At 65.9% G+C, this 18,083-nt stretch carries 16 protein-coding genes; 4 read left to right on the forward strand and 12 right to left on the reverse strand.

The genetic code is table 11. The features are described from left to right. Window positions 1-31: 31 nt before the first annotated feature. From ACFFWD_RS23905 to ACFFWD_RS23920, 4 genes are all read right to left on the reverse strand, one after another. Window positions 32-769, reverse strand: coding sequence for an SDR family oxidoreductase (locus ACFFWD_RS23905; protein WP_376969146.1), 738 nt, complete (start codon window positions 767-769; stop codon window positions 32-34). Between the two features lie 104 nt (window positions 770-873). Then, window positions 874-1,479, reverse strand: a complete 606-nt coding sequence (locus ACFFWD_RS23910) for a 2-hydroxychromene-2-carboxylate isomerase (RefSeq protein WP_376969148.1) — start codon at window positions 1,477-1,479, stop codon at window positions 874-876. Window positions 1,480-1,585: 106 nt separating this feature from the next. Then, window positions 1,586-2,935, reverse strand: coding sequence for an MATE family efflux transporter (locus tag ACFFWD_RS23915; RefSeq protein WP_376969150.1), 1,350 nt, complete (start codon window positions 2,933-2,935; stop codon window positions 1,586-1,588). Between the two features lie 110 nt (window positions 2,936-3,045). Beyond that, on the reverse strand, window positions 3,046-3,633 hold the full coding sequence (locus ACFFWD_RS23920) for a DUF2239 family protein (RefSeq protein WP_376969152.1): 588 nt from the start codon (window positions 3,631-3,633) through the stop codon (window positions 3,046-3,048). 151 nt (window positions 3,634-3,784) lie between these two features. Between ACFFWD_RS23920 and ACFFWD_RS23925 the strand changes: the two genes are divergently transcribed. Beyond that, a complete protein-coding gene (locus ACFFWD_RS23925; RefSeq protein ID WP_376969154.1) occupies window positions 3,785-4,450 on the forward strand; it encodes a glutathione S-transferase family protein in 666 nt (221 codons plus the stop codon). 8 nt (window positions 4,451-4,458) lie between these two features. Here ACFFWD_RS23925 and ACFFWD_RS23930 read toward each other — a convergent pair whose 3' ends face one another. Continuing rightward, window positions 4,459-4,899 carry a DUF1330 domain-containing protein gene (locus ACFFWD_RS23930; RefSeq protein ID WP_376969156.1) on the reverse strand — a complete coding sequence of 147 codons (441 nt, stop codon included), beginning with the start codon at window positions 4,897-4,899 and terminating at the stop codon, window positions 4,459-4,461. Between the two features lie 109 nt (window positions 4,900-5,008). Here ACFFWD_RS23930 and ACFFWD_RS23935 point away from each other — a divergent pair, with 109 nt between their 5' ends. Further along, the gene (locus tag ACFFWD_RS23935; RefSeq protein ID WP_376969158.1) at window positions 5,009-5,344 is read left to right on the forward strand and encodes a GIY-YIG nuclease family protein; all 336 of its coding nucleotides are present in this window, start codon (window positions 5,009-5,011) and stop codon (window positions 5,342-5,344) included. Between the two features lie 2 nt (window positions 5,345-5,346). Here ACFFWD_RS23935 and ACFFWD_RS23940 read toward each other — a convergent pair whose 3' ends face one another. From ACFFWD_RS23940 to ggt, 4 genes are all read right to left on the reverse strand, one after another. Continuing rightward, window positions 5,347-6,735, reverse strand: a complete 1,389-nt coding sequence (locus ACFFWD_RS23940) for a serine hydrolase domain-containing protein (protein WP_376969160.1) — start codon at window positions 6,733-6,735, stop codon at window positions 5,347-5,349. Between the two features lie 21 nt (window positions 6,736-6,756). Then, window positions 6,757-7,653: an SDR family oxidoreductase gene (locus tag ACFFWD_RS23945; protein WP_376969162.1), complete on the reverse strand. Its 897-nt coding sequence runs from the start codon at window positions 7,651-7,653 to the stop codon at window positions 6,757-6,759. Between the two features lie 263 nt (window positions 7,654-7,916). Then, a complete protein-coding gene (locus ACFFWD_RS23950; protein ID WP_376969164.1) occupies window positions 7,917-9,215 on the reverse strand; it encodes an MFS transporter in 1,299 nt (432 codons plus the stop codon). Window positions 9,216-9,417: 202 nt separating this feature from the next. Then, window positions 9,418-11,160, reverse strand: a complete 1,743-nt coding sequence (gene ggt, locus ACFFWD_RS23955) for a gamma-glutamyltransferase (protein ID WP_376969166.1) — start codon at window positions 11,158-11,160, stop codon at window positions 9,418-9,420. Between the two features lie 132 nt (window positions 11,161-11,292). On the opposite strand from ggt, the gene ACFFWD_RS23960 reads away from it, so the two are divergent. Next, window positions 11,293-12,687 carry an MFS transporter gene (locus tag ACFFWD_RS23960; protein ID WP_376969168.1) on the forward strand — a complete coding sequence of 465 codons (1,395 nt, stop codon included), beginning with the start codon at window positions 11,293-11,295 and terminating at the stop codon, window positions 12,685-12,687. Between the two features lie 90 nt (window positions 12,688-12,777). Here the strand turns inward: ACFFWD_RS23960 and purH are convergent, their stop codons facing one another. The 3 genes from purH to ACFFWD_RS23975 form a co-directional block, all read right to left on the reverse strand. Then, window positions 12,778-14,370 carry a bifunctional phosphoribosylaminoimidazolecarboxamide formyltransferase/IMP cyclohydrolase gene (gene purH / locus ACFFWD_RS23965; protein ID WP_376969170.1) on the reverse strand — a complete coding sequence of 531 codons (1,593 nt, stop codon included), beginning with the start codon at window positions 14,368-14,370 and terminating at the stop codon, window positions 12,778-12,780. An 84-nt stretch (window positions 14,371-14,454) separates the two neighbouring features. After that, window positions 14,455-16,206, reverse strand: coding sequence for a heparinase II/III family protein (locus tag ACFFWD_RS23970; protein ID WP_376969172.1), 1,752 nt, complete (start codon window positions 16,204-16,206; stop codon window positions 14,455-14,457). Window positions 16,207-16,322: 116 nt separating this feature from the next. Next, on the reverse strand, window positions 16,323-17,669 hold the full coding sequence (locus ACFFWD_RS23975) for an RsmB/NOP family class I SAM-dependent RNA methyltransferase (protein ID WP_376969174.1): 1,347 nt from the start codon (window positions 17,667-17,669) through the stop codon (window positions 16,323-16,325). A 175-nt stretch (window positions 17,670-17,844) separates the two neighbouring features. On the opposite strand from ACFFWD_RS23975, the gene ACFFWD_RS23980 reads away from it, so the two are divergent. Further along, window positions 17,845-18,057 (forward strand): DUF1674 domain-containing protein, encoded by a 213-nt coding sequence (locus tag ACFFWD_RS23980; protein WP_376969176.1) that lies wholly within the window; start codon window positions 17,845-17,847, stop codon window positions 18,055-18,057. The last annotated feature ends 26 nt before the right edge of the window (window positions 18,058-18,083 follow it).

Below are 18,083 nucleotides of genomic sequence, written 5' to 3' on the forward strand. Positions count from 1 at the left end.
TCAAGCCCGGCCATGACGAAGACGTGAAACGTCACCATTTCTCGCCGAACGGGCGGATCTCCATTTCGAACGTCCAGGCGCTCTTCGGCTGTTGGTAGAGCTGCCAGTAGGACGCCGCGACCGAGGCCGGCGGCATCAGGAGATCGGGATTGTCGAGGGCCTCCTTGCCCCAGATCTGCTCGCGCCGCTCCCGCACCCAGGCGGTGTCGACGCCGGAATCGATGATCAGATGTGCGACGTGGATGTTCTTTGGCCCGAGCTCGCGCGCCATCGCCTGGGCGACCGCGCGCAGGCCGAACTTGGCGCTGGCAAACGCGGCAAAGCCGCTGCCGCCGCGCACGCTCGCGGTCGCGCCGGTGAAGAAGATGTTGCCCTGGCCGCGCGGCACCATCAGCCGCGCCGCCTCGCGTCCGGTGACGAAGCCGGCCCAGCAGGCCATCTCCCAGACCTTGCGGAACACGCGGTCGGTGGTCTCCAGGATCGGGAAGTTGACGTTGGCGCCGACATTGAAGATGCAGACGTCGAGCGGCGCGTGCTTGTCGGCGTCGTTGAGGAAGGCCGTGACTTCCTCCTCCTTCCGCGCATCGAGCGAGCGGCCGAAGATCGTGCCGCCGGCGGCCTCGACCTCTTTCACCAGCGGCTCCAGCTTCTCGCCGTTGCGCCGGCCGGCGAACACGGTGAAGCCTTCGGCGGCGAATTTCTTGACGATCTCGGCGCCGATGTAGTCGCCGGCACCGACCACGGCACAGGTGGCGTTTCGCTTCTGCATGGTTCGTGCTCCTCAACACCTCATTGCGAGGAGCGAAGCGACGAAGCAATCCATGCTTCCACGCGGCGAGATGGATTGCTTCGCTTCGCTCGCAATGACGGTGGCTACTTCCCCGACACCATTTCCTCGACTTCGCGCAGCTGTTCCTTGCCGAAGAACATCTCGTTGCCGACGAAGAAGGTCGGCGAGCCGAACGCGCCGCGCTCGACGGCGGACTGCGTGTTTGCCATCAGCTTCGCCTTCACATCGGCATCCTGCGCGCGTGCGAACAGTTTTGCGGCGTCGAGACCGGAAGAGGCGATGGCTTTGCCTGCGACTTCGGGGTCGTCCATCTTCTTCGGCTCAACCCACATGTGGTGGAACGCCGCCTCGACATATTGCTCGAACACGCCCTCGAGCTGGGCTGCGACCGCGGCCCGCATCAGGTTCAGCGTGTTGACCGGGAAGAACGGGTTCCAGGCATAGGGCTTGACGTTGAAGCGCTTGATGAAGCGCTCGGTCTCGATCTTCTGGAACTCCGGCTTGTTCTTGACGCCGGCGAGCGTTTCGGCCGGCGATTTGTTGTTGGTGGCCTTGAAGATGCCGCCGAGCAGGATCGGCACATATTCGAACCTGACGCCGGTGCGCTTTTCGATCGCCGGGATCGCCTCATGGCTCAGAAAGGCATTGGGACTGCCGAAATCGAACAGGAATTGCGGATTCTGGCTCACGGCGGTCTCCCCTCGGCGCTTGGTTTTCCGCCTCCAGCGCGGCGTGGTCCGACGCGCGGGGGCGGTTGCAGTATGATAATCATCATGTGAGCAGCCTGATGCGATGTCAAATCAGGCGCGCGATCGTGCGCTTGCGCCAGACCAGCCCGTAATAGGCCATCTGCAGCACGAACATGGTCGCGAAGGTGATCGGATAGGCGAACCAGAGGCCCTTGATGCCGATGGCGCGGCTGAGCACGATTGCGGTCGGGATCTCGACCAGGGTGATCGCGATCACCGAGATCAGGAGCGGCATCCAGACCGTACCTCCAGCGCGCATCGCGCCCGAAAACACCGTCGCCATTCCGAACAGGATCATGCTCCACAGCGAGATGTGGAGCAGCTCCTGCGCGAGCTCGATGACGGAGCCGTCGACGAGGAAGAAGCCCATCAGCGGACGGGAGAACAGATAGCCGAGCGCCACCAGCCCGCCGGTCAGGACAAGGTTCATTTCAAGGCCGGTGCCGACGATGGCGCCGATCTGGCCGGAATTGCCGCGGCCGATCGCCTGCGCGCCGAAGATCGAGACGGAGATTGCAATCGATATCGTTGGAAACTGCACGTAGCCGATCAGATGGTTGACGGTGCCATAGGCGGCGGTGGCGTCGGAGCCGAATCCGTTGACGAGGCCGAGCAGCACCAACTCGGCCAGCGATACTACGACCATCCCGATCGCGGTCGGAATGCCGAGCCGCAGCACTGTCCGCAGCAGCGCGCGATCGAGCCGCATCGCGTGCAGGAATGTGGCATCGAACGCCAGCGCATGCTTGCGCCGAAGCAGCTGGAAATGCAGCCAAGCCAGCGTGAGCAGGTTCGACACGGCCGAGGCAACGGCCGCGCTCGCCACGCCGAGCGTGGGCAGGCCGAACCAGCCGTGGATCAAGGCCGGGGTCACGACCAGGCCGATCACCGTCGACACCGCCAGCGCGAGCAGCGGTGTCACGGTATCTCCGACACCGCGCATCATTGCCGTGATCAGGATGAAGACGAAAGTCAGCGGCATCGTGATCATCATGATCCGTGTATAGGAATTGGCGGCATCGAGAACGTTTGCCGGCGTGGCGAGCGCGGTCAGAAGCTCCCGGCTGAACAGGCCGCCAAGGATCGCAATTGCGGCCGACAGCAGCAGCGCGACCGTCAACGTTGTGCCGGCGACCGCCTTGACCTTGTCAGGCTCGCCCGCGCCCCAGGCCTGGCCGATCATGACGGAGGCGCCCGCGCTCAGGCCGATGACAAAGGCGATGAAGAAGAACAGCACCGGGAAGAACACCGAGACGGCCGCAAGCGCGTCAACCCCGATCATTTGTCCGAGAAAGATGCCGTTGATGGTGCCGGACAACGACTGCAGGATGTTGCTCAGCATCATCGGCGCGAGGAAGCGCAGAAATGCGATTCGAAGGGATGGTGTATTTGACACGTTCAGATTCCAGGGAGGTCGATCTTGCAGTGATCAGGGCGCGACGGCGTCTCGCGCGCTGTCCTTCTTGATTGTGAGTGACGCTGCGCGAGCGTGTCGCGTTGAGCGCGCTAGTCGTCGTGGTCGCTGTAGGCGAGCTTGACGGCGTGATCGCGGATGTCGGCCGGCCAGTCCGCGATCAGCGTGGCGAAGCGTCTCCGGTCGTGCGCGAACAGCGCACGGATCGCCTCCTCGTAATGCGGCCGGTTGCCGGCCATGATCGTCATGAAGCGATAGGCTGCATCCTGGGCGAGGCGGGTGCGATCCTTGTCGCCGCTATTGCGCCGGGCGTCGTCGATCAGTTTGCGGATCGTGACCGATGCGCCGCCCTTCTGCTGCGCGAGCCAGTCCCAGTGCCGCGGCAATAGCGTGACCTCGCGCGCGACGACGCCAAGCCGGGGGCGGCCGGGACCGCGCGGCGCTGCTGCAGCCGGCGCTTCATCGGCGACGGGAGCATCCGCTTTAGGCAGCCGCGCCAGCGCGTCGTCGATCGAGCCGCGGAGATCGACGTCGACGAGCGCGGAGGTGCGGCCGTCGAACACCAGGATCGTGGCGTCCTTGCGCTGATCGAGCCGCTGCTTGACGGCGCTGACGACGTCGCGCAGCTCGCCGGCCGCAATGCGACGCTCACCTTCGAAGGCCACGTAAGCCGGGTTCATCGGGAAGGGCTCCAGTCTAGGGATATATTATCCGGGTAAATCAGCGCTGTCATGATGCGCAGCCGGCCTCCGTCGTAAGCCCATCTCGACTTTGTCGCGCGCGGCTGGCACCAAGCGCGGCGCGACAGGACAAGAATTCGGGGGACGCCAGATGTTGACGGTTCATCATCTCAACAATTCACGTTCGCAGCGCGTGCTGTGGCTGCTCGAGGAGCTCGGCGTGCCCTACGAGATCGTGCGCTACCAGCGCCAGCCCGACATGCGCGCGCCGAAGGAGCTGCGGGCGATCCATCCGCTCGGCAAGTCGCCCGTCATCACCGACAACGGCAACACGGTTGCGGAATCCGGTGCGATCCTCGAATACATCATCGGCACCTATGGCAACGGCCGGCTGATCCCGCCGGCTGGCACGCCGGAGCGGCTGCGCTACACCTATTGGCTGCACTACGCCGAGGGCTCGGCGATGTCGCCGCTGCTGCTGAAGCTGCTGTTCACGCTGATGCCGAAGCGTGCGCCGGCGCTGCTGCGGCCGTTGGTGCGCAAGGTCTCCAACCAGGCGCTGGCCACGCTGGTCAATCCGCAGATCAAGCAGCACATGGCCTATTGGGAAGGCGAACTCGGCAAGAGCGAATGGTTCGCCGGCAGCGAATTTTCCGGCGCCGATATCCAGATGAGCTTTCCGCTCGAAGCGGCGGCCGCGCGCGGCGGGCTCGAGGACGGACATCCGAAATGCGTCGCGTTCCTCGAGCGCATCCATGCGCGCCCGGCTTATGCCCGCGCGCTGGAAAAGGGCGGACCGTACCAGGTCGGTCGATAACGCCATTGTCATCGCGGCAGCTTGACCAGCGGCAGCAGCCGCGAGTCCGACAACGCCGCCGTGCGGTGCCCGATGCCGGCGAGATAGGCCTCCGCCATCGCGAAGGCGAGGAACGCGCCAGTGCTCTTCTGCCGAATGAGCATTGCGCGATCCCAGCGCTCGCCTTCAGGTCCGATCAGGAACGGGCCGCCTTCACCCATGAACAAGAGGTCGCCGCCGCTCTTGCGCAGCAGCGGCAGCGTGTGTGCGACGTACCGATCATAGGCCTCCGCGCCTGATATCGGCTGCGGCGGCGCGAGCTCCGGGCTCGCCGCATAATCGGCGATCTCCCGGAAGCGCAGCAGGTTGAGCATGACCACTTCGCCGGCGATCCCACGCTGTGCGAAGGCGCGGCCGGCGTCCCAGGTCGGTTCCAAATAGGTCGGCTCCAAATGGCAGGTCGTGTTCATGTCAGGTCATCTTGTCGGGTGGCGATTGGTTATGTTTTACCCGGATTTAATTTGCGCTGTCAATAATACCCGGATATAAATATGAAAGATTGATTGGGAGGACCCAGCCATGAAGGCCGACGCACGAAAGCTTGCCATTGCCGACTACAAGAAACGACCGAGCGTCGCCGGCGTGTTCGCGATCCGCTGCGCTGCGACCGGTGAGGTCTGGGTCGGGCGGGCGCTCGATCTCGAAAAAATCCAGAACCGGATCTGGTTCTCGCTGCGCATGGGCGATCATCGGAACGCAGAGCTGCAGCGCGCGTGGGCGACCCACGGCGAGCCGAGCCTTTCGCTGGAAACGCTGGAGCGGCTCAAGGATGAGGAGCTGCTTTATGTGCGCGATACGATCCTCAAGGAGCGCGTGCAGCACTGGCGCGCGCAGTTGAACGCGTCGGCGGTGTAGCCTTACGGCTGCACCGCCGCGATCACGTCCTTCACCAGCCGTGCGAGGCCGCGGATGTCGCCAGTCGGATCGACGCTGTCGCCGAGCCTCACGATCACGAGCCGCTGCGTCGGAATGATCACGATGCGCTGGCCGAGATCGCCAGACGCAAAAAACGCATCGCGCGGCATGCCGAGCCGCACGCGCCCCTTCGCACTCGGGTGTTCGCTGCGATTGGTCCAGAAGCCCGCGCCATAGTCGGTGCCGAGCGTCGCCGCGGCGGAAAAATCCACCCAGTCCTCGTGCAGCATGCGTTTGCCGCCGACCACGCCGTCATTGAGATAGAGCAGGCCGAACTTCGCCCAGTCGCGGGCGCTGGCCAGCATGTAGGTCGATCCGATGATCGTGCCCGCGCCGTCCACCTCCAGCGTGACGTTGCGCATGCCGAGCGGATTGAATAACTCGCGCCAGGCGAAGGCGAGCGCCTGTTCGGGACCGCCGGTGGCATCGCGAATGATCCGCGACAGGATCAGCGTGGTCGGGCTGGAATAGTGCCAGCGCTTGCCCGGCAGTCCGACGCTCGGCGCCCCGATCGCGAAGGCGGCCATGTCGGGCTCAAGCGCGATCATCTGGCTCGAGGGATCGAAGCCGGAGTTGGTTTCGTCAAGCGCAAGCCCCGTGGTCATGCGCAGCAAATGCTCGACCTCGATCTCGCGCCGTGGATCGCTCGCGCCGCGCCACTCCGGAATCGGCGCCGGCAGCGATGGCGATGTCAGGCCCTGCTGGGTCAAGAGCCCGATCAGTGCGTTGACGACGGACTTGGTCATGGAGAAGCCGAGCAGCGGCGTGTCGACGCCGACGCCCCTGGCATAGCGCTCGGCGATCACCTTGCCGTCGTGCACGACCACCACCGCCTTGGTGCGGCGGAACGGTGGTTCGGCGGGCTCCTCGAAGGCGTGATCGAGTGCCGCCTTCAGCGCTGGATCATCAGGCTCGACGATCTCAGGACTTGCGATCTCCGGCAGCAATGGCGGTGCCTTGGGCTTCTTCATCGTATCGAGGTCGCTCTTCGGCAGATACGGCGGCGTCGCCCCGTTCAGGAGGACGCAGCCGAACCCCTCATGGAAGGCGGCGCGGCTCGATAGTCCCAACGCGGACGCATCGACGGTCTTCGCCGCGGGATCGATCCGGAATGCCAGCACCCGCCGCAGCCGGCGCAGGCCCTCGCGCTCCATCGTCTCGGCAAACACGGTCTCCGGATCGAAGCCGGAGACGAATGTCTTGGAGCAAACGTTATGCGCGACCACGCCGGTGGCGACGTGAATCGCACGGTCGACCCGGAAATAAGCCGCCGCAGCGACAGGCACCGCGAGCAGCACCAATGCGGCTGACGTCCGTGACTTCCAGCCCACGCATCGCCCCCGCGTCGCGTTTCAGCGCGACGTCTGCGCGCCGCCGACCGATGGCAGCGGTCGCACCTCGACGCCGGGCGGCGGCACGTCGTCATCGGGCACGAAGAAGTCGATCATCAAGGGAACGCTGCGGTCGACCCGATAGGGCTCGAAGTCGCGCACGCCGGTGGCGTAGAGCACCTTATCATCGATGCAGAATTGCCCGGTGAACTCGCGCGACGGTTTTGTGAGGATGGCATGGGCCGCGTCGCCCATGATGTCGGGCGTGCGGCTGGCGCGCATCATGGCGTCGCCGCCGAGCAGATTGCCGACCGCGGCGGTCGCAATCGTGGTGCGCGGCCACAGCGCGTTGACCGCGATGCCGGCGGATTTCAGCTCGCCGGCAAGGCCGAGCACGCACATGCTCATGCCGTATTTTGCCATGGTGTAGGCGGTCGAATGCTCGAACCACTTTGTCTTCATGTCGAGCGGCGGCGACAGCATCAGGATGTGGGGGTTCTCCGCTTTCTTCAGATGCGGGATGCAATATTTCGAGACCATGAAGGTGCCGCGGGTGTTAATGCCCATCATCAGGTCGAACCGCTTCATGTCGGTCGCCTGCGAGGTGGTCAGGCTGATGGCGCTGGCATTGTTGACGCAGATGTCGATGCCGCCGAACTCGGCGACGGTCTGTTCGATCGCCGCGACAACCTGTGCCTCGTCCCTGATATCGCAAACCACCGGCAGCGCCTTGCCGCCGGCGGCGCGGATGTCATCGGCGGCGGTGTAGATCGTGCCCTTCAGCTTCGGGTGCGGCTCGGTGGTCTTCGCCGCAATCGCGACATTGGCGCCGTCACGCGCGGCCTTGAGCGCAATCGCAAGCCCGATGCCGCGGCTCGCACCCGAGATGAACAGCGTCTTGCCTTTGAGGGATGTCATGGAAGCCTCCTGTGAGGGACGCACGAGACGACGGCTCCCTCTCCCCTTGTGGGAGAGGGCTGGGGTGAGAGGTATCTCTCCGCACGGCGCGCGCGTCGGAGAGACCGCGACCCCTCACCCGGATTGCATCTAGCGATGCAACATAGCCGAAGCTCCCGCTTCGGTGTTCTTCTAGTGACGGCCGCCGCAGGCGGCCTGTGCCTCTCCCACAAAGGGAGAGGCGAAGGCGGAGCAGGCGGCATCGTCATCGCGCCTCTGTGCTCCTACGTATCCGCATGCAGCACGCGCCCGCGGGTCTCGGGCAGCGCGTAGGCGGCCAGGAAGAACACGCCATAAGCCGCCACCGCGAAGATCGCGATCGCGTTGGCGAGCGATGTCGTGGTCGAGAGCGCGCCGACCAGGAACGGGAACAGCGCGCCGACGCCGCGGCCGAAATTGTAGCAAAAGCCCTGGCCGGAGCCGCGCAGCCGCGTTGGATAGAGCTCGGTCAGGAACGCGCCCATGCCTGAGAAATAGCCCGAGGCGAAGAAGCCGAGCGGGAAGCCCAGCACCCACAACACCTCGTTCGACAGCGGCAGCTGGGTGTAGAGCAGCACGACAGCGATGGCGCCGAGCGAGAAGATCAGGAACAGGTTGCGCCGGCCGATGCGGTCGGCGAGCCAGGCGCCGACGAGGTAGCCGACGAAGGAGCCGATGATCAGCGTTGCGAGGTAGCCGGTCGAGGTCACCACCGACAGCTGGCGTTCGGTGGTGAGGAAACGCGGCACCCAGAAGGTGATCGCGTAGTAGCCGCCTTGCATGCCGGTCCCGACCAGCGACGCCAGGATCGTGGTCTTCAGGATCGGGCCCTCAAAGATCTCCCACAGTGCGGGGCCGCTGCCGGCGGCCTGCTGCTGCGCCCGCGCCGTGGCGGAGATTTCCGGCTCGGTGACGTAGCGGCGGAGATAGAACACAAGCAGCGCCGGAAACGCGCCGATCACGAACATCCAGCGCCAGGCGCTCTCCGCCGGCAGGACCGAGAAAAGCACCGCCTGCGCCAGCACCGCGAGGCCCCAGCCGACCGCCCAGCCTGACTGGACCGAGCCGACCGCGCGGCCGCGATATTGCGGCCGGATCGCTTCGCCCATCAGCACGGCTCCGGCCGCCCATTCGCCGCCGAAGCCGAGGCCGAGCAGCGCGCGGGCAACCAGCAGCTGATCGAAATTCTGCACGACAGCGCAGACCAGCGAGAAAAAGGAGAACCAGAGGATGGTGAATTGCAGCGTCTTCACCCGCCCGATCCGGTCGGAGAGATAGCCGCCGAGCCAACCGCCCACGGCCGATGACAGCAAGGTCACCGTGCCCGCGAGCCCCGCGGTGCCGGCATCGACCTTCCACAATGCGATGATGGTGCCGATGACAAGCGGATAGATCATGAAGTCCATGCCGTCGAGCGCCCAGCCCGCGGCGCAGGCCCAGAACGTCCGCCGTTCCGGCAGGTTCATGTCGCGATAGAAGGCGAGAAGGCTCGTGTCCTCAATTTCGGCGACTTCCATCGCCCTGGATGGTTCGGCCGTGCTCATGCGCGTTCCCCCGGAAGAACCTCTGGCCGGCATTTTTGAACCCGCAGCCGGGCTTGCGCGGAGGCCGTCAACTTACCGCGATGCCTTGAGGCGAGCAAAGGTGCATTTGCGCCATGCCCGCTGCCTGACGTGGTGCACGTGAGGCTGGGCACGCTTCCGCCTTCGAGCTACGGCGGACCGGGTCGCTTTGCCGCCCTACGTTTCACTGCCCCGCCGCTTCGGACCCGCGCGTGCGCGGATCGGGGGCGCCGAGCAGGCCGTTGGGCGTCACGAGTATGGAATTGGCGGAGGAGTAGCCGAGCGGCTCGACCAGCGTGTGCCCCTTGGCCTTCAGCTCGGCGAGCACGTCGTCCGGAATGCCGCGTTCGAACTTGACCTCGTCGGGCAGCCATTGGTGATGCACCCGTGGCGCGGCAACTGCAGCGGCGATATCCATTTTGTAGTCGATGACGTCGACAATGATCTGCGTCACCACCGAGATGATGCGGCTACCGCCGGGCGAGCCGGTCACCAGCACCGGCTTGCCGTCCTTCAGCACGATGGTCGGGGACATCGAGGACAGCGGCCGCTTGCCGGGCGCCGGCAGATTGGCCTCGAAGCCGACCAGGCCGAAGGCGTTGGAGGCGCCAGGCGCGGCGGTGAAATCATCGAGCTCGTTGTTGAGCAGCACGCCGGTGCCTTCGGCGACGAGGCCGACGCCGTAGGGGAAGTTCAGCGTGTAGGTGTTGCTGACCGCGTTGCCGCTGGAATCGACGACCGAATAGTGCGTGGTGTTGCTGCCCTCGCGCACCTGTCGGGCGTTGCGCACGTCAATCCAGGGCGTGGCGCGGGCGAGGTCGATGCTGTCGCGCTGCTTCGCGGCGTAGTCCTTGGCGGTCAGGATTTGCGTCGGCGCGTCGACGAAGGCGGGATCGCCGAGATAGCGCGCGCGGTCGGCGAAGGCGCGTTTCAATGCTTCGATCATCACATGCAGCGAGGCAGCCGAGCCCTGCTTCAGGTCGCCAATCGGAAAGCCTTCGAGGATGTTCAAGGTCTCCAGCAGCACGACGCCGCCGGAGGAAGGCTGCGGCATCGAGACGATGTCATAGCCGCGATAGGTGCCACGCACCGGGGTGCGGATCACGGCCTGATAGGCCTTCAGATCGTCGAGGCTCATGATGCCGCCGGCCGCCCTGATGCCCTTGACCAGTTTCTCGGCAACGGCGCCCTCGTAGAAGCCGCGCGGACCCTGTTCGGCGATCGCAGTCAGCGTTGCCGTGAGGTCGCCCTGGATCAGGCGATCGCCCTCGTGCAGCGGCGTGCCGTCGGCATGCGAAAATGTCTTGGCCGAATTCGGCCAGCGCGACATGCGCCGGTACATGTCGGACAGCGTGTCGGCCGTGTCATCGGTCACGACGAAGCCGTCGCGCGCCAGATCGATCGCGGGCTTGAGGATCTGCGCCAGCGTAAACTTGCCGGAGCCATATTTCTCCAGCGCGAGCGCGAGACCTGCCACGGTGCCGGGCACGCCGATGCCGAGCGCCGAGTTGCGCGACTTGTCGGGATCGGGCTTGCCGTCGGTGAGGAAGACGTCGCGCGTCATCGCCTGCGGTGCGGTTTCGCGATAGTCGATGGCGATGTCCTCGCTGTTCTTGGCGAGATGGATCAGCATGAAGCCGCCGCCGCCGATGTTGCCGGCGCGCGGATAGGTCACCGCCATCGCAAAGCCGGTGGCGACCGCGGCATCCACCGCATTGCCGCCCTGCCGCAAAATGTCGGCGCCGATCTGGGCGGCGAGCCTTTCCTGCGCCACCACCATGCCGCTTTCGGCAGGAATGCTGGCGATCGTGCCGGGGCTCGGCGGCGTGTAGAAGCGGCGTTGCTCTTGACCGAGGACCGGTGCGAAGGACGCGATTGCCAGACAGAGCGCGAGAAAAAGCCTTCGCGACATTGTTGTACTTGCCATCGAAACTCCCGTCCTGCCCATCACCGATGGGACATGTCGCAAAAAGGCCCGCACAGCCGTCGCATGCTATATGGAAACGGATTCGGCAGGCAAAACGCCTGTTTGTGATTTGACCTGAGGAATATTGTGGCAATGACGGCAGTTGCAAGCCAGGCGGGCGCGGACGTGAGGAGGCCGTATCCGGGCCGCACCGCTGTCATCAGCTGGATTTTCTTCGACTGGGCGGCGCAGCCTTATTTCACGCTGATCACGACATTCGTGTTCGCGCCTTATTTTGCCAGCTTCGTCGCGCCTGATGCCGCAAGCGGGCAGGCGCTATGGGGCTTTGCCACGGCCGCGGCCGGATTTGCCATCGCACTGATGTCGCCGGTGCTCGGCGCCATTGCCGATGCCAGCGGCCGCCGCAAGCCGTGGATCGCGGGCTTCGGCGCGCTGCTCGTGATCGGCGCCAGCGCCATGTGGATCGGCAAGCCGGGCGATGCCGACGTGATTCCCTGGCTGCTGCTCGCCTACTCTGTCGCAAGCGTCGGGGTCGAATTCGCGACCGTCTTCAACAATGCGATGATGCCGACGCTGGTGCCGCCGGAGAAGATCGGGCGGCTGTCCGGCACCGGCTGGGCCACCGGCTATATCGGCGGCATATTGAGTCTAATCCTCGTGCTCGGCTTCCTCGCGGCCAATGTCGAGACCGGGCGCACGCTGTTCGGCTTCACGCCGCTGTTCGGGCTCGATCCCGTCTCACATCAGGGCGACCGTATCACCGGACCGCTGACCGGGCTGTGGTTCATCGTCTTCGTGATGCCGATGTTCCTGTTCACGCCGGACTATCCGGCGAAGCGCCCGATCCGGGACGCGCTCGGCGAAGGCCTGCGCGAGCTTCGGCAGTCGCTTGCCGGATTGCCGAAGCAGCGATCGCTCGCGCTATTTCTGCTGGCGAACATGATCTACACCGACGGGCTGGTGTCGCTGTTCGCCTTCGGCGGCATCTATGCCGCCGGCACGTTCGGCTGGGATACGATTCGCATCGGCACGTTCGGCATCATTCTGGCGGTCGCCGGCACGCTCGGCGCGTGGCTCGGCGGCAAGCTCGACGATGCGCTGGGACCGAAGCGTGTGATCGCGGGCAGCATGCTGATCCTGCTGTTGGCGATCGTGGCGATCTTGCTCGTGAACAAGGATTCGATCCTGTTCGTGCCGGTCGCGCCGCCTGTGCCAGGCGGCCCGCTGTTCGCCGGCGCGGCCGAGCGTGCCTACATCGTGCTGGGATGCTTGATCGGTGCCGCCGGCGGCCCGTTGCAGGCCGCCTCGCGCTCGCTCCTGATCCGCCTCGCGCCGAAGGACCGCATCGCGCAGTATTTCGGCCTGTTCGCACTGACCGGAAAGGTGACGTCGTTCATCGGCCCGCTCCTGATCGGCGCGATCACGGCCGCGACCGCGAGCCAGAAGGCCGGCATGGCCGTGCTGGTGGCGTTCTTCCTGGTCGGCCTCGCGCTGCTTGCGCGAGTGCGGGAGTGGGATAATTCGTAGCCCGGATGGAGCGAAGCGCAATCCGGGGCAGTCTCTCCGCGGGAGCAAGGCCCCGGATTTCGCTGCGCTCCATCCGGGCTACTGATCAGATCAATGCCGGAAATGCCGGACGCCGGTGAACACCATGGCGATGCCGTGCTCGTCTGCGGCCTTGATCACCTCGTCGTCGCGCATCGAGCCGCCGGGCTGGATCACCGCGGTGGCGCCGGCCTCGATGCAGGCGAGCATGCCGTCGGCGAACGGGAAGAATGCGTCGGAGGCGACCACCGAACCCTTGGTCAGGGGCTCAGCAAGCTTCAGCTCCGCGGCGGCATCCTGCGCCTTGCGTGCGGCGATGCGCGCCGAATCGACGCGGCTCATCTGGCCCGCGCCGATACCGACAGTGGCGAGATCCTTGGCGTAGATGATCGTGTTCGACTTCACGTGTTTTGCCACCCGGAAGGCGAATTTGAGGTCGCTCAGCTCGGCGTCGGTCGGCGCGCGCTTGGTCGCGACCTTGAGGTCCATGTCCTCGATCACGGCGTTGTCGCGGCTCTGCACCAGGAGGCCGCCGGCCACCGTCTTGGCAGTGAGACCGACAGCGCGCGGGTTCGGCAGGCCGCCGGCAAGCAACAGGCGCAGATTGCGCCGGCCGGCGATGATCGCGATCGCCTCCTCGGTGGCGTCGGGTGCGATGATCACCTCGGTGAAGATGCCGATGATGGCGCGTGCGGCGTCCGCATCGAGCGTGCGGTTGACAGCGATGATGCCGCCATAGGCCGAGGTCGAGTCGCAGGCCAGCGCGCGGGCATATGCGGTGGCGAGATCGGGACCCTCGGCGACACCGCAGGGGTTGGCGTGCTTGACGATGACGCAGGCCGCGGTGCGGTTCGGATCGAACTCGCCGACGCATTCATAGGCCGCGTCGGTGTCGTTGATGTTGTTGTAGGACAGTTCCTTGCCCTGCAATTGCCGCGCGGTGGCGACGCCCGGCCGCTTCTCCGGCGTGGCGTAGAATGCCGCGGTCTGGTGCGGGTTCTCGCCATAGCGCAACGACTGGATCAATTTGCCGCCGAAGGCGCGGAAGTCCGGCGCCTTGGTGTCGAGCTCCTTTGCGAACCAGTTCGAGATCGCGGCGTCATAGGCTGCGGTGCGGGCATAGGCCTTGGCGGCAAGCCGCCGGCGCAGGCCAAGCGAAGTTGCGCCCTTGTGCGCGGCGAGCTCGTCGAGCACCGCCTGATAGTCGTTAGCCTCGACGACGACGGCGACGTCATCATTATTCTTCGCCGCGGCGCGGATCATCGCCGGGCCGCCGATGTCGATATTCTCGATGCACTCCTCGAAGCCGGCGCCTTTGTCGACCGTTGCCTCGAACGGATAGAGGTTGACGACGAGGAGATCGATCGGCGCGATTCCGTGCGCTTGCATCGCCGCCGCGTGCTCCTTGTTGTCGCGGATCGCGAGCAGGCCGCCATGCACCTTGGGATGCAGCGTCTTGACCCGGCCGTCCATCATCTCGGGGAAGCCGGTGAGCTCGGAGACGTCCTTGACCTTCAGGCCTGCCGCTGCGATCGCCTTCGCGGTGCCGCCGGTCGAGACCAGCTCGACGCCGTGGTCGGCAAGCGCCTTGGCGAAGTCGATCAGTCCGGTCTTGTCGGAAACGGACAACAGAGCGCGGGTCACGCGGCGAAGCTGCTCGGTCATGCTGGAAATCCTTGGCTGTTAAGGCAGCCGGGTAGCATGGTTTTGCAGGCTGCGGAACCGGAACGGGCCGGTTTGGCCACAAATTTACAGCGGCAGTTCCGGCTCGCGGCGGGCGTTGCGCCGGGCGTTGGTGGCGGCAGCCGAGGTCGAGGAGCGGACGAAGCTCCAGCGCACGGAGGAGGCCTGCCGCGCGTCCTGCCGGATCGCGATCTGGGAGGTGCGCCGCGGCCCGTCATTGCCGGCCAGGAACACGCTGTCCTCGAGGTCGACCTTGTCGTCGAGCGCCTCGAAGGTCCAGACGTCGCGGTTCGGCAGCACCAGCATCACGCCGCGCGCGTCCGACAGGCGGCTTGCCTTCACCGACGGATGCAGATGGAAGCGCAGCGCGAAGTCGGCGTCGCCGCCCTTGATGCGGCCTCCTTGGGGGGGCGACAGCGTATCCTCGCCTTCGAGGCGCGTGCCGTCCTGCGACACCATCAGCACGCGGCGATGGATCACGCCGAAGCGGGAGAGGTAGCCGTCATGCGAGGTGGTCAGGACGTCGCCGTTGCTGATGGCCTCGCGGTAGCTCTCGACATTGGAGGGGCCGCTGGTGATCGGCGCGCCGCGCAACAGCCGCTTCATCGCCGACAGCTCGACGAACTGGCACGACGATGTGTCGTGATAGGTCAGCGTCGAATGCGCCGCGGTGGAGCGCGCGAATGGTCGCCAGTTGTCGCGGCCCGTCGTCGGCATGCCGCAATTGACGACGATGCGGCTCACCCCGGAGGAGAACTCGAACGACAGGCAGCCGGCATGCGCGTCTTGGCTGACGCTCGGCGGCGGCGGCTGGCCGGTGTCGATGATGATGGTCGTCGCGCCGGCGTCGAGACGCTGGAAGCCGGTGTGCGGCATGGTCGCCATCGGCACGCCGTGGGTGTCGTCATAGGCGAGCAATGTCGCGACCAGATCGGATGGCGCGCTGCTCATGCCGTTGAACAGCGCAAAGCTGCCGTCGCCGTGGCGGAAGAAGCGCAGCATCGGCATCATGCGGTCGATCGCATTCAACAGCGCCGGCGGCGGCGCGATATTCCTCGCGGCGAAGGTCTGCCGCAGCGGCAGCAGGTCGCTGAGCAGTTCGACCAGCGCGCCGGGATTGCGCGAGATGTGGCCGCCATCGGGCAGGATCTGGCGCTGCAATTCGTCGGAGAGCTTTCGCGAAGCGGAGCGGATGTTGCGCGCCTGGTTGGCGAGGCACAGCGAGGCGTAGCACAGCGCGATCAGGACCTGCAGCCGCGGCACGCCGTCATTGTCGAGCGCGGAGTAGCGCAGATAGCGGATCTCGCGCGCCAGCCCGCGCAGATATTTGCGATAGAACTTGCCGTCGGTGTCGCTGAGCACCAGCGGCGCCTGCGACAATAGCGAGATCACGCGGCGCGCGCGCACATCGGCGCGACGCTCCAGCGGCCGCTTGCGCGCCTGGTTAGAAATCCAATCGTCGACCAGCGAGCGCGCATTGGCGCGGGTCAGCGCGGTGTCGGCGGCGCGCAGATGCCGCAGCCAGCCGAAGCCGAGCAGCGCCGCCTCCCAATCCTCCGACGGCGGCTCGAGATCGAAGATCGAGCGGCCATGGCAGGTGACGATCTTTCCCGCGAACACGAAGCGGCCGGCATAGATCTCGGCGGCGCGGGTGGCATCGGCGGTTCTGAGATCGTGTGGGGCGATCATCAGGCGGTCGGTGCGGCCCGGCCACAGCCGCGACAGCGCCACCGTGCCGCCGCTGGCGCGCGCGATCACGCTGCGCGCGAAGCGACCGGCAATCAGCGTCGAGATGCGTCTGCTTTGAGCGACCGACACGTCTAACCTTGTGGGGAGGATATCTTCAGCGAATCCTTATTTAATCCGGAAACGCCCGCAACACACCACCTTGAAAACCTGCGAATCAGCCGAGCGTGGAAAATTCTGGTGTAAAATCAGGATTTAACCAGCCTGGCGGCGTAAAATCCATCCAGCCCGCCGAGCCTGGGGTCGGCGTGGCGCAGATGGCAGGGCAGGGTGCGCAAATCGCCGTCGGCGGTGATGATGCCGTCGATGCCGGCGACCTCGTCCTTCTCAACGGGTGCACGGCGCAGGCCCGATTCGCCCGCCAGCAGCGCCGCGATCGCCTGCTCGCCCTCTTCCGGCTCGAGCGAGCAGGTGCAGTAGACCAGCGTGCCGCCGGGCTTCAGCAACGCGACCGCCTTTTGCAGCAGGCGCTTCTGCAGTCCCGACAGGGCGCCGATGTCACCTTCCTGGCGCAGCCAGGCGACGTCGGGGTGGCGACGGATGGTGCCGGTCGAGGTGCAGGGCGCATCGACCAGGATGCCGTCGAAGCCTTCGCCTGCGCCGTCCCATTCGGCCGAATCGATCACGACGCTTTCGGCCTGCAGCCCAAGGCGCGTGAGGTTGTCGCGCAGCCGCGCCATCCGCGCCGGCGAACGGTCGACCGCGGTGACGCGCGCGCCCGCCAGCGCAAGCTGCGCGGTCTTGCCGCCGGGCGCGGCGCAGAGATCGGCGATCGCCTTGTCCTTGATGTCGCCGAACAGGCGCGCGGGCAGGGCCGCGGCGGCATCCTGCACCCACCATTGGCCTTCCGCGAAACCCGGCAGCATGGTCACGGAACCCTGCAGCAGCGTGCGCACGGTTCCCGTCGGCAAGGTCTCGCCGTGCAGGCGGCTCGCCCATTGCGCCGGGTCTGATTTCACCGTGAGGTCGAGCGACGGCTCGTGGCCGAGCGCGAGCGCCATGTCGCGCGCGGTGGCCTCGCCATAATGCGTGATCCAGCGCGTCATCAGCCATTGCGGTAGATCGAGCGTCTGCGTCTTGACCTCGTCGATCAGCCCCTGACCCTCGCGCGCGCAACGGCGCAGCACGGCGTTGACGAGCCCGGCATATTTCGCGGCGCGCCGGTCCGACTGCACCAGCCGCACCGAAAGATCGACAGCCGCGTGGTCGGGCACATCCATCCAGAGGATTTGCGCCGCGCCGATCAACAGCGCGCTCTGCGCGCGCGGCGCATCGGTCGGAATACCGCGGTCGAGCAGCCGCGACAGCACGTGACCCAGCGTGCCGAGACGGCGCAGGATGGTCGATACCAGACGGCGCATCAGCGCGCGGTCGCGATCGGCGAGCGATTTCAGGCCGGGATGTGCGCCGGCACCGTCGAGCTGGTCGTCGAGCGTGCGGTGCTTGTGCAGCACGCCGTCGAGAATGTCGGCCGCGATGCGCCGCGCCGCGAGACCGGGCACTTCAGCGGGAACTGCAAATCTTGAGGGAGGCATGGAGCAGGAATATCTCGGAAGGTGCTGAACTACATTCGGCTCATGCCCGTGAACGAAAATCACCTCTGGCATGCGAATATGCCAAATGTAAGAATCGTGCCGCGCGATTTCGCGATCGTGATACCGCCGGTGTGTGCGCACCGAAATACGAATTCCACCGCCGGAAAGTTTTGCAATGACTGACGATTCCTCATCGCCCCCGCCGCGCAAGCCGCTTTGGCCGGCCGCGCAGCGCGCGCTCGCCGAGGCTGAAGCGCGCCGCAAGGCCGCTGAGGACAGCGCCAAGGCGAACGCCGCGGCGCGGCCGAAGGAATTCCAGGGGCCGAAGGGCCCGGAGCCGACGCGCTACGGCGACTGGGAAACCAAGGGCATCGCATCGGACTTTTGAGGCCTTGCGCGCGGACCCGACTCAGC

The sequence above is a fragment of the Bradyrhizobium erythrophlei genome, assembly GCF_042430365.1.
Classification (GTDB): domain Bacteria; phylum Pseudomonadota; class Alphaproteobacteria; order Rhizobiales; family Xanthobacteraceae; genus Bradyrhizobium; species Bradyrhizobium erythrophlei.

What these genes read in the sequence shown, in the direction of transcription:
- ACFFWD_RS23945 (WP_376969162.1), bottom strand. Translation starts at nt 7,653, where the DNA reads ATGACATCCCTCAAAGGCAAGACGCTGTTCATCTCGGGTGCGAGCCGC.
- ACFFWD_RS23930 (WP_376969156.1), bottom strand. Translation starts at nt 4,899, where the DNA reads ATGAACACGACCTGCCATTTGGAGCCGACCTATTTGGAACCGACCTGG.
- ACFFWD_RS23980 (WP_376969176.1), top strand. Translation starts at nt 17,845, where the DNA reads ATGACTGACGATTCCTCATCGCCCCCGCCGCGCAAGCCGCTTTGGCCG.
- purH (WP_376969170.1), bottom strand. Translation starts at nt 14,370, where the DNA reads ATGACCGAGCAGCTTCGCCGCGTGACCCGCGCTCTGTTGTCCGTTTCC.
- ACFFWD_RS23950 (WP_376969164.1), bottom strand. Translation starts at nt 9,215, where the DNA reads ATGAGCACGGCCGAACCATCCAGGGCGATGGAAGTCGCCGAAATTGAG.
- ACFFWD_RS23935 (WP_376969158.1), top strand. Translation starts at nt 5,009, where the DNA reads ATGAAGGCCGACGCACGAAAGCTTGCCATTGCCGACTACAAGAAACGA.
- ACFFWD_RS23920 (WP_376969152.1), bottom strand. Translation starts at nt 3,633, where the DNA reads ATGAACCCGGCTTACGTGGCCTTCGAAGGTGAGCGTCGCATTGCGGCC.
- ACFFWD_RS23975 (WP_376969174.1), bottom strand. Translation starts at nt 17,669, where the DNA reads ATGCCTCCCTCAAGATTTGCAGTTCCCGCTGAAGTGCCCGGTCTCGCG.
- ACFFWD_RS23960 (WP_376969168.1), top strand. Translation starts at nt 11,293, where the DNA reads ATGACGGCAGTTGCAAGCCAGGCGGGCGCGGACGTGAGGAGGCCGTAT.
- ACFFWD_RS23925 (WP_376969154.1), top strand. Translation starts at nt 3,785, where the DNA reads ATGTTGACGGTTCATCATCTCAACAATTCACGTTCGCAGCGCGTGCTG.
- ACFFWD_RS23905 (WP_376969146.1), bottom strand. Translation starts at nt 769, where the DNA reads ATGCAGAAGCGAAACGCCACCTGTGCCGTGGTCGGTGCCGGCGACTAC.
- ggt (WP_376969166.1), bottom strand. Translation starts at nt 11,160, where the DNA reads ATGGCAAGTACAACAATGTCGCGAAGGCTTTTTCTCGCGCTCTGTCTG.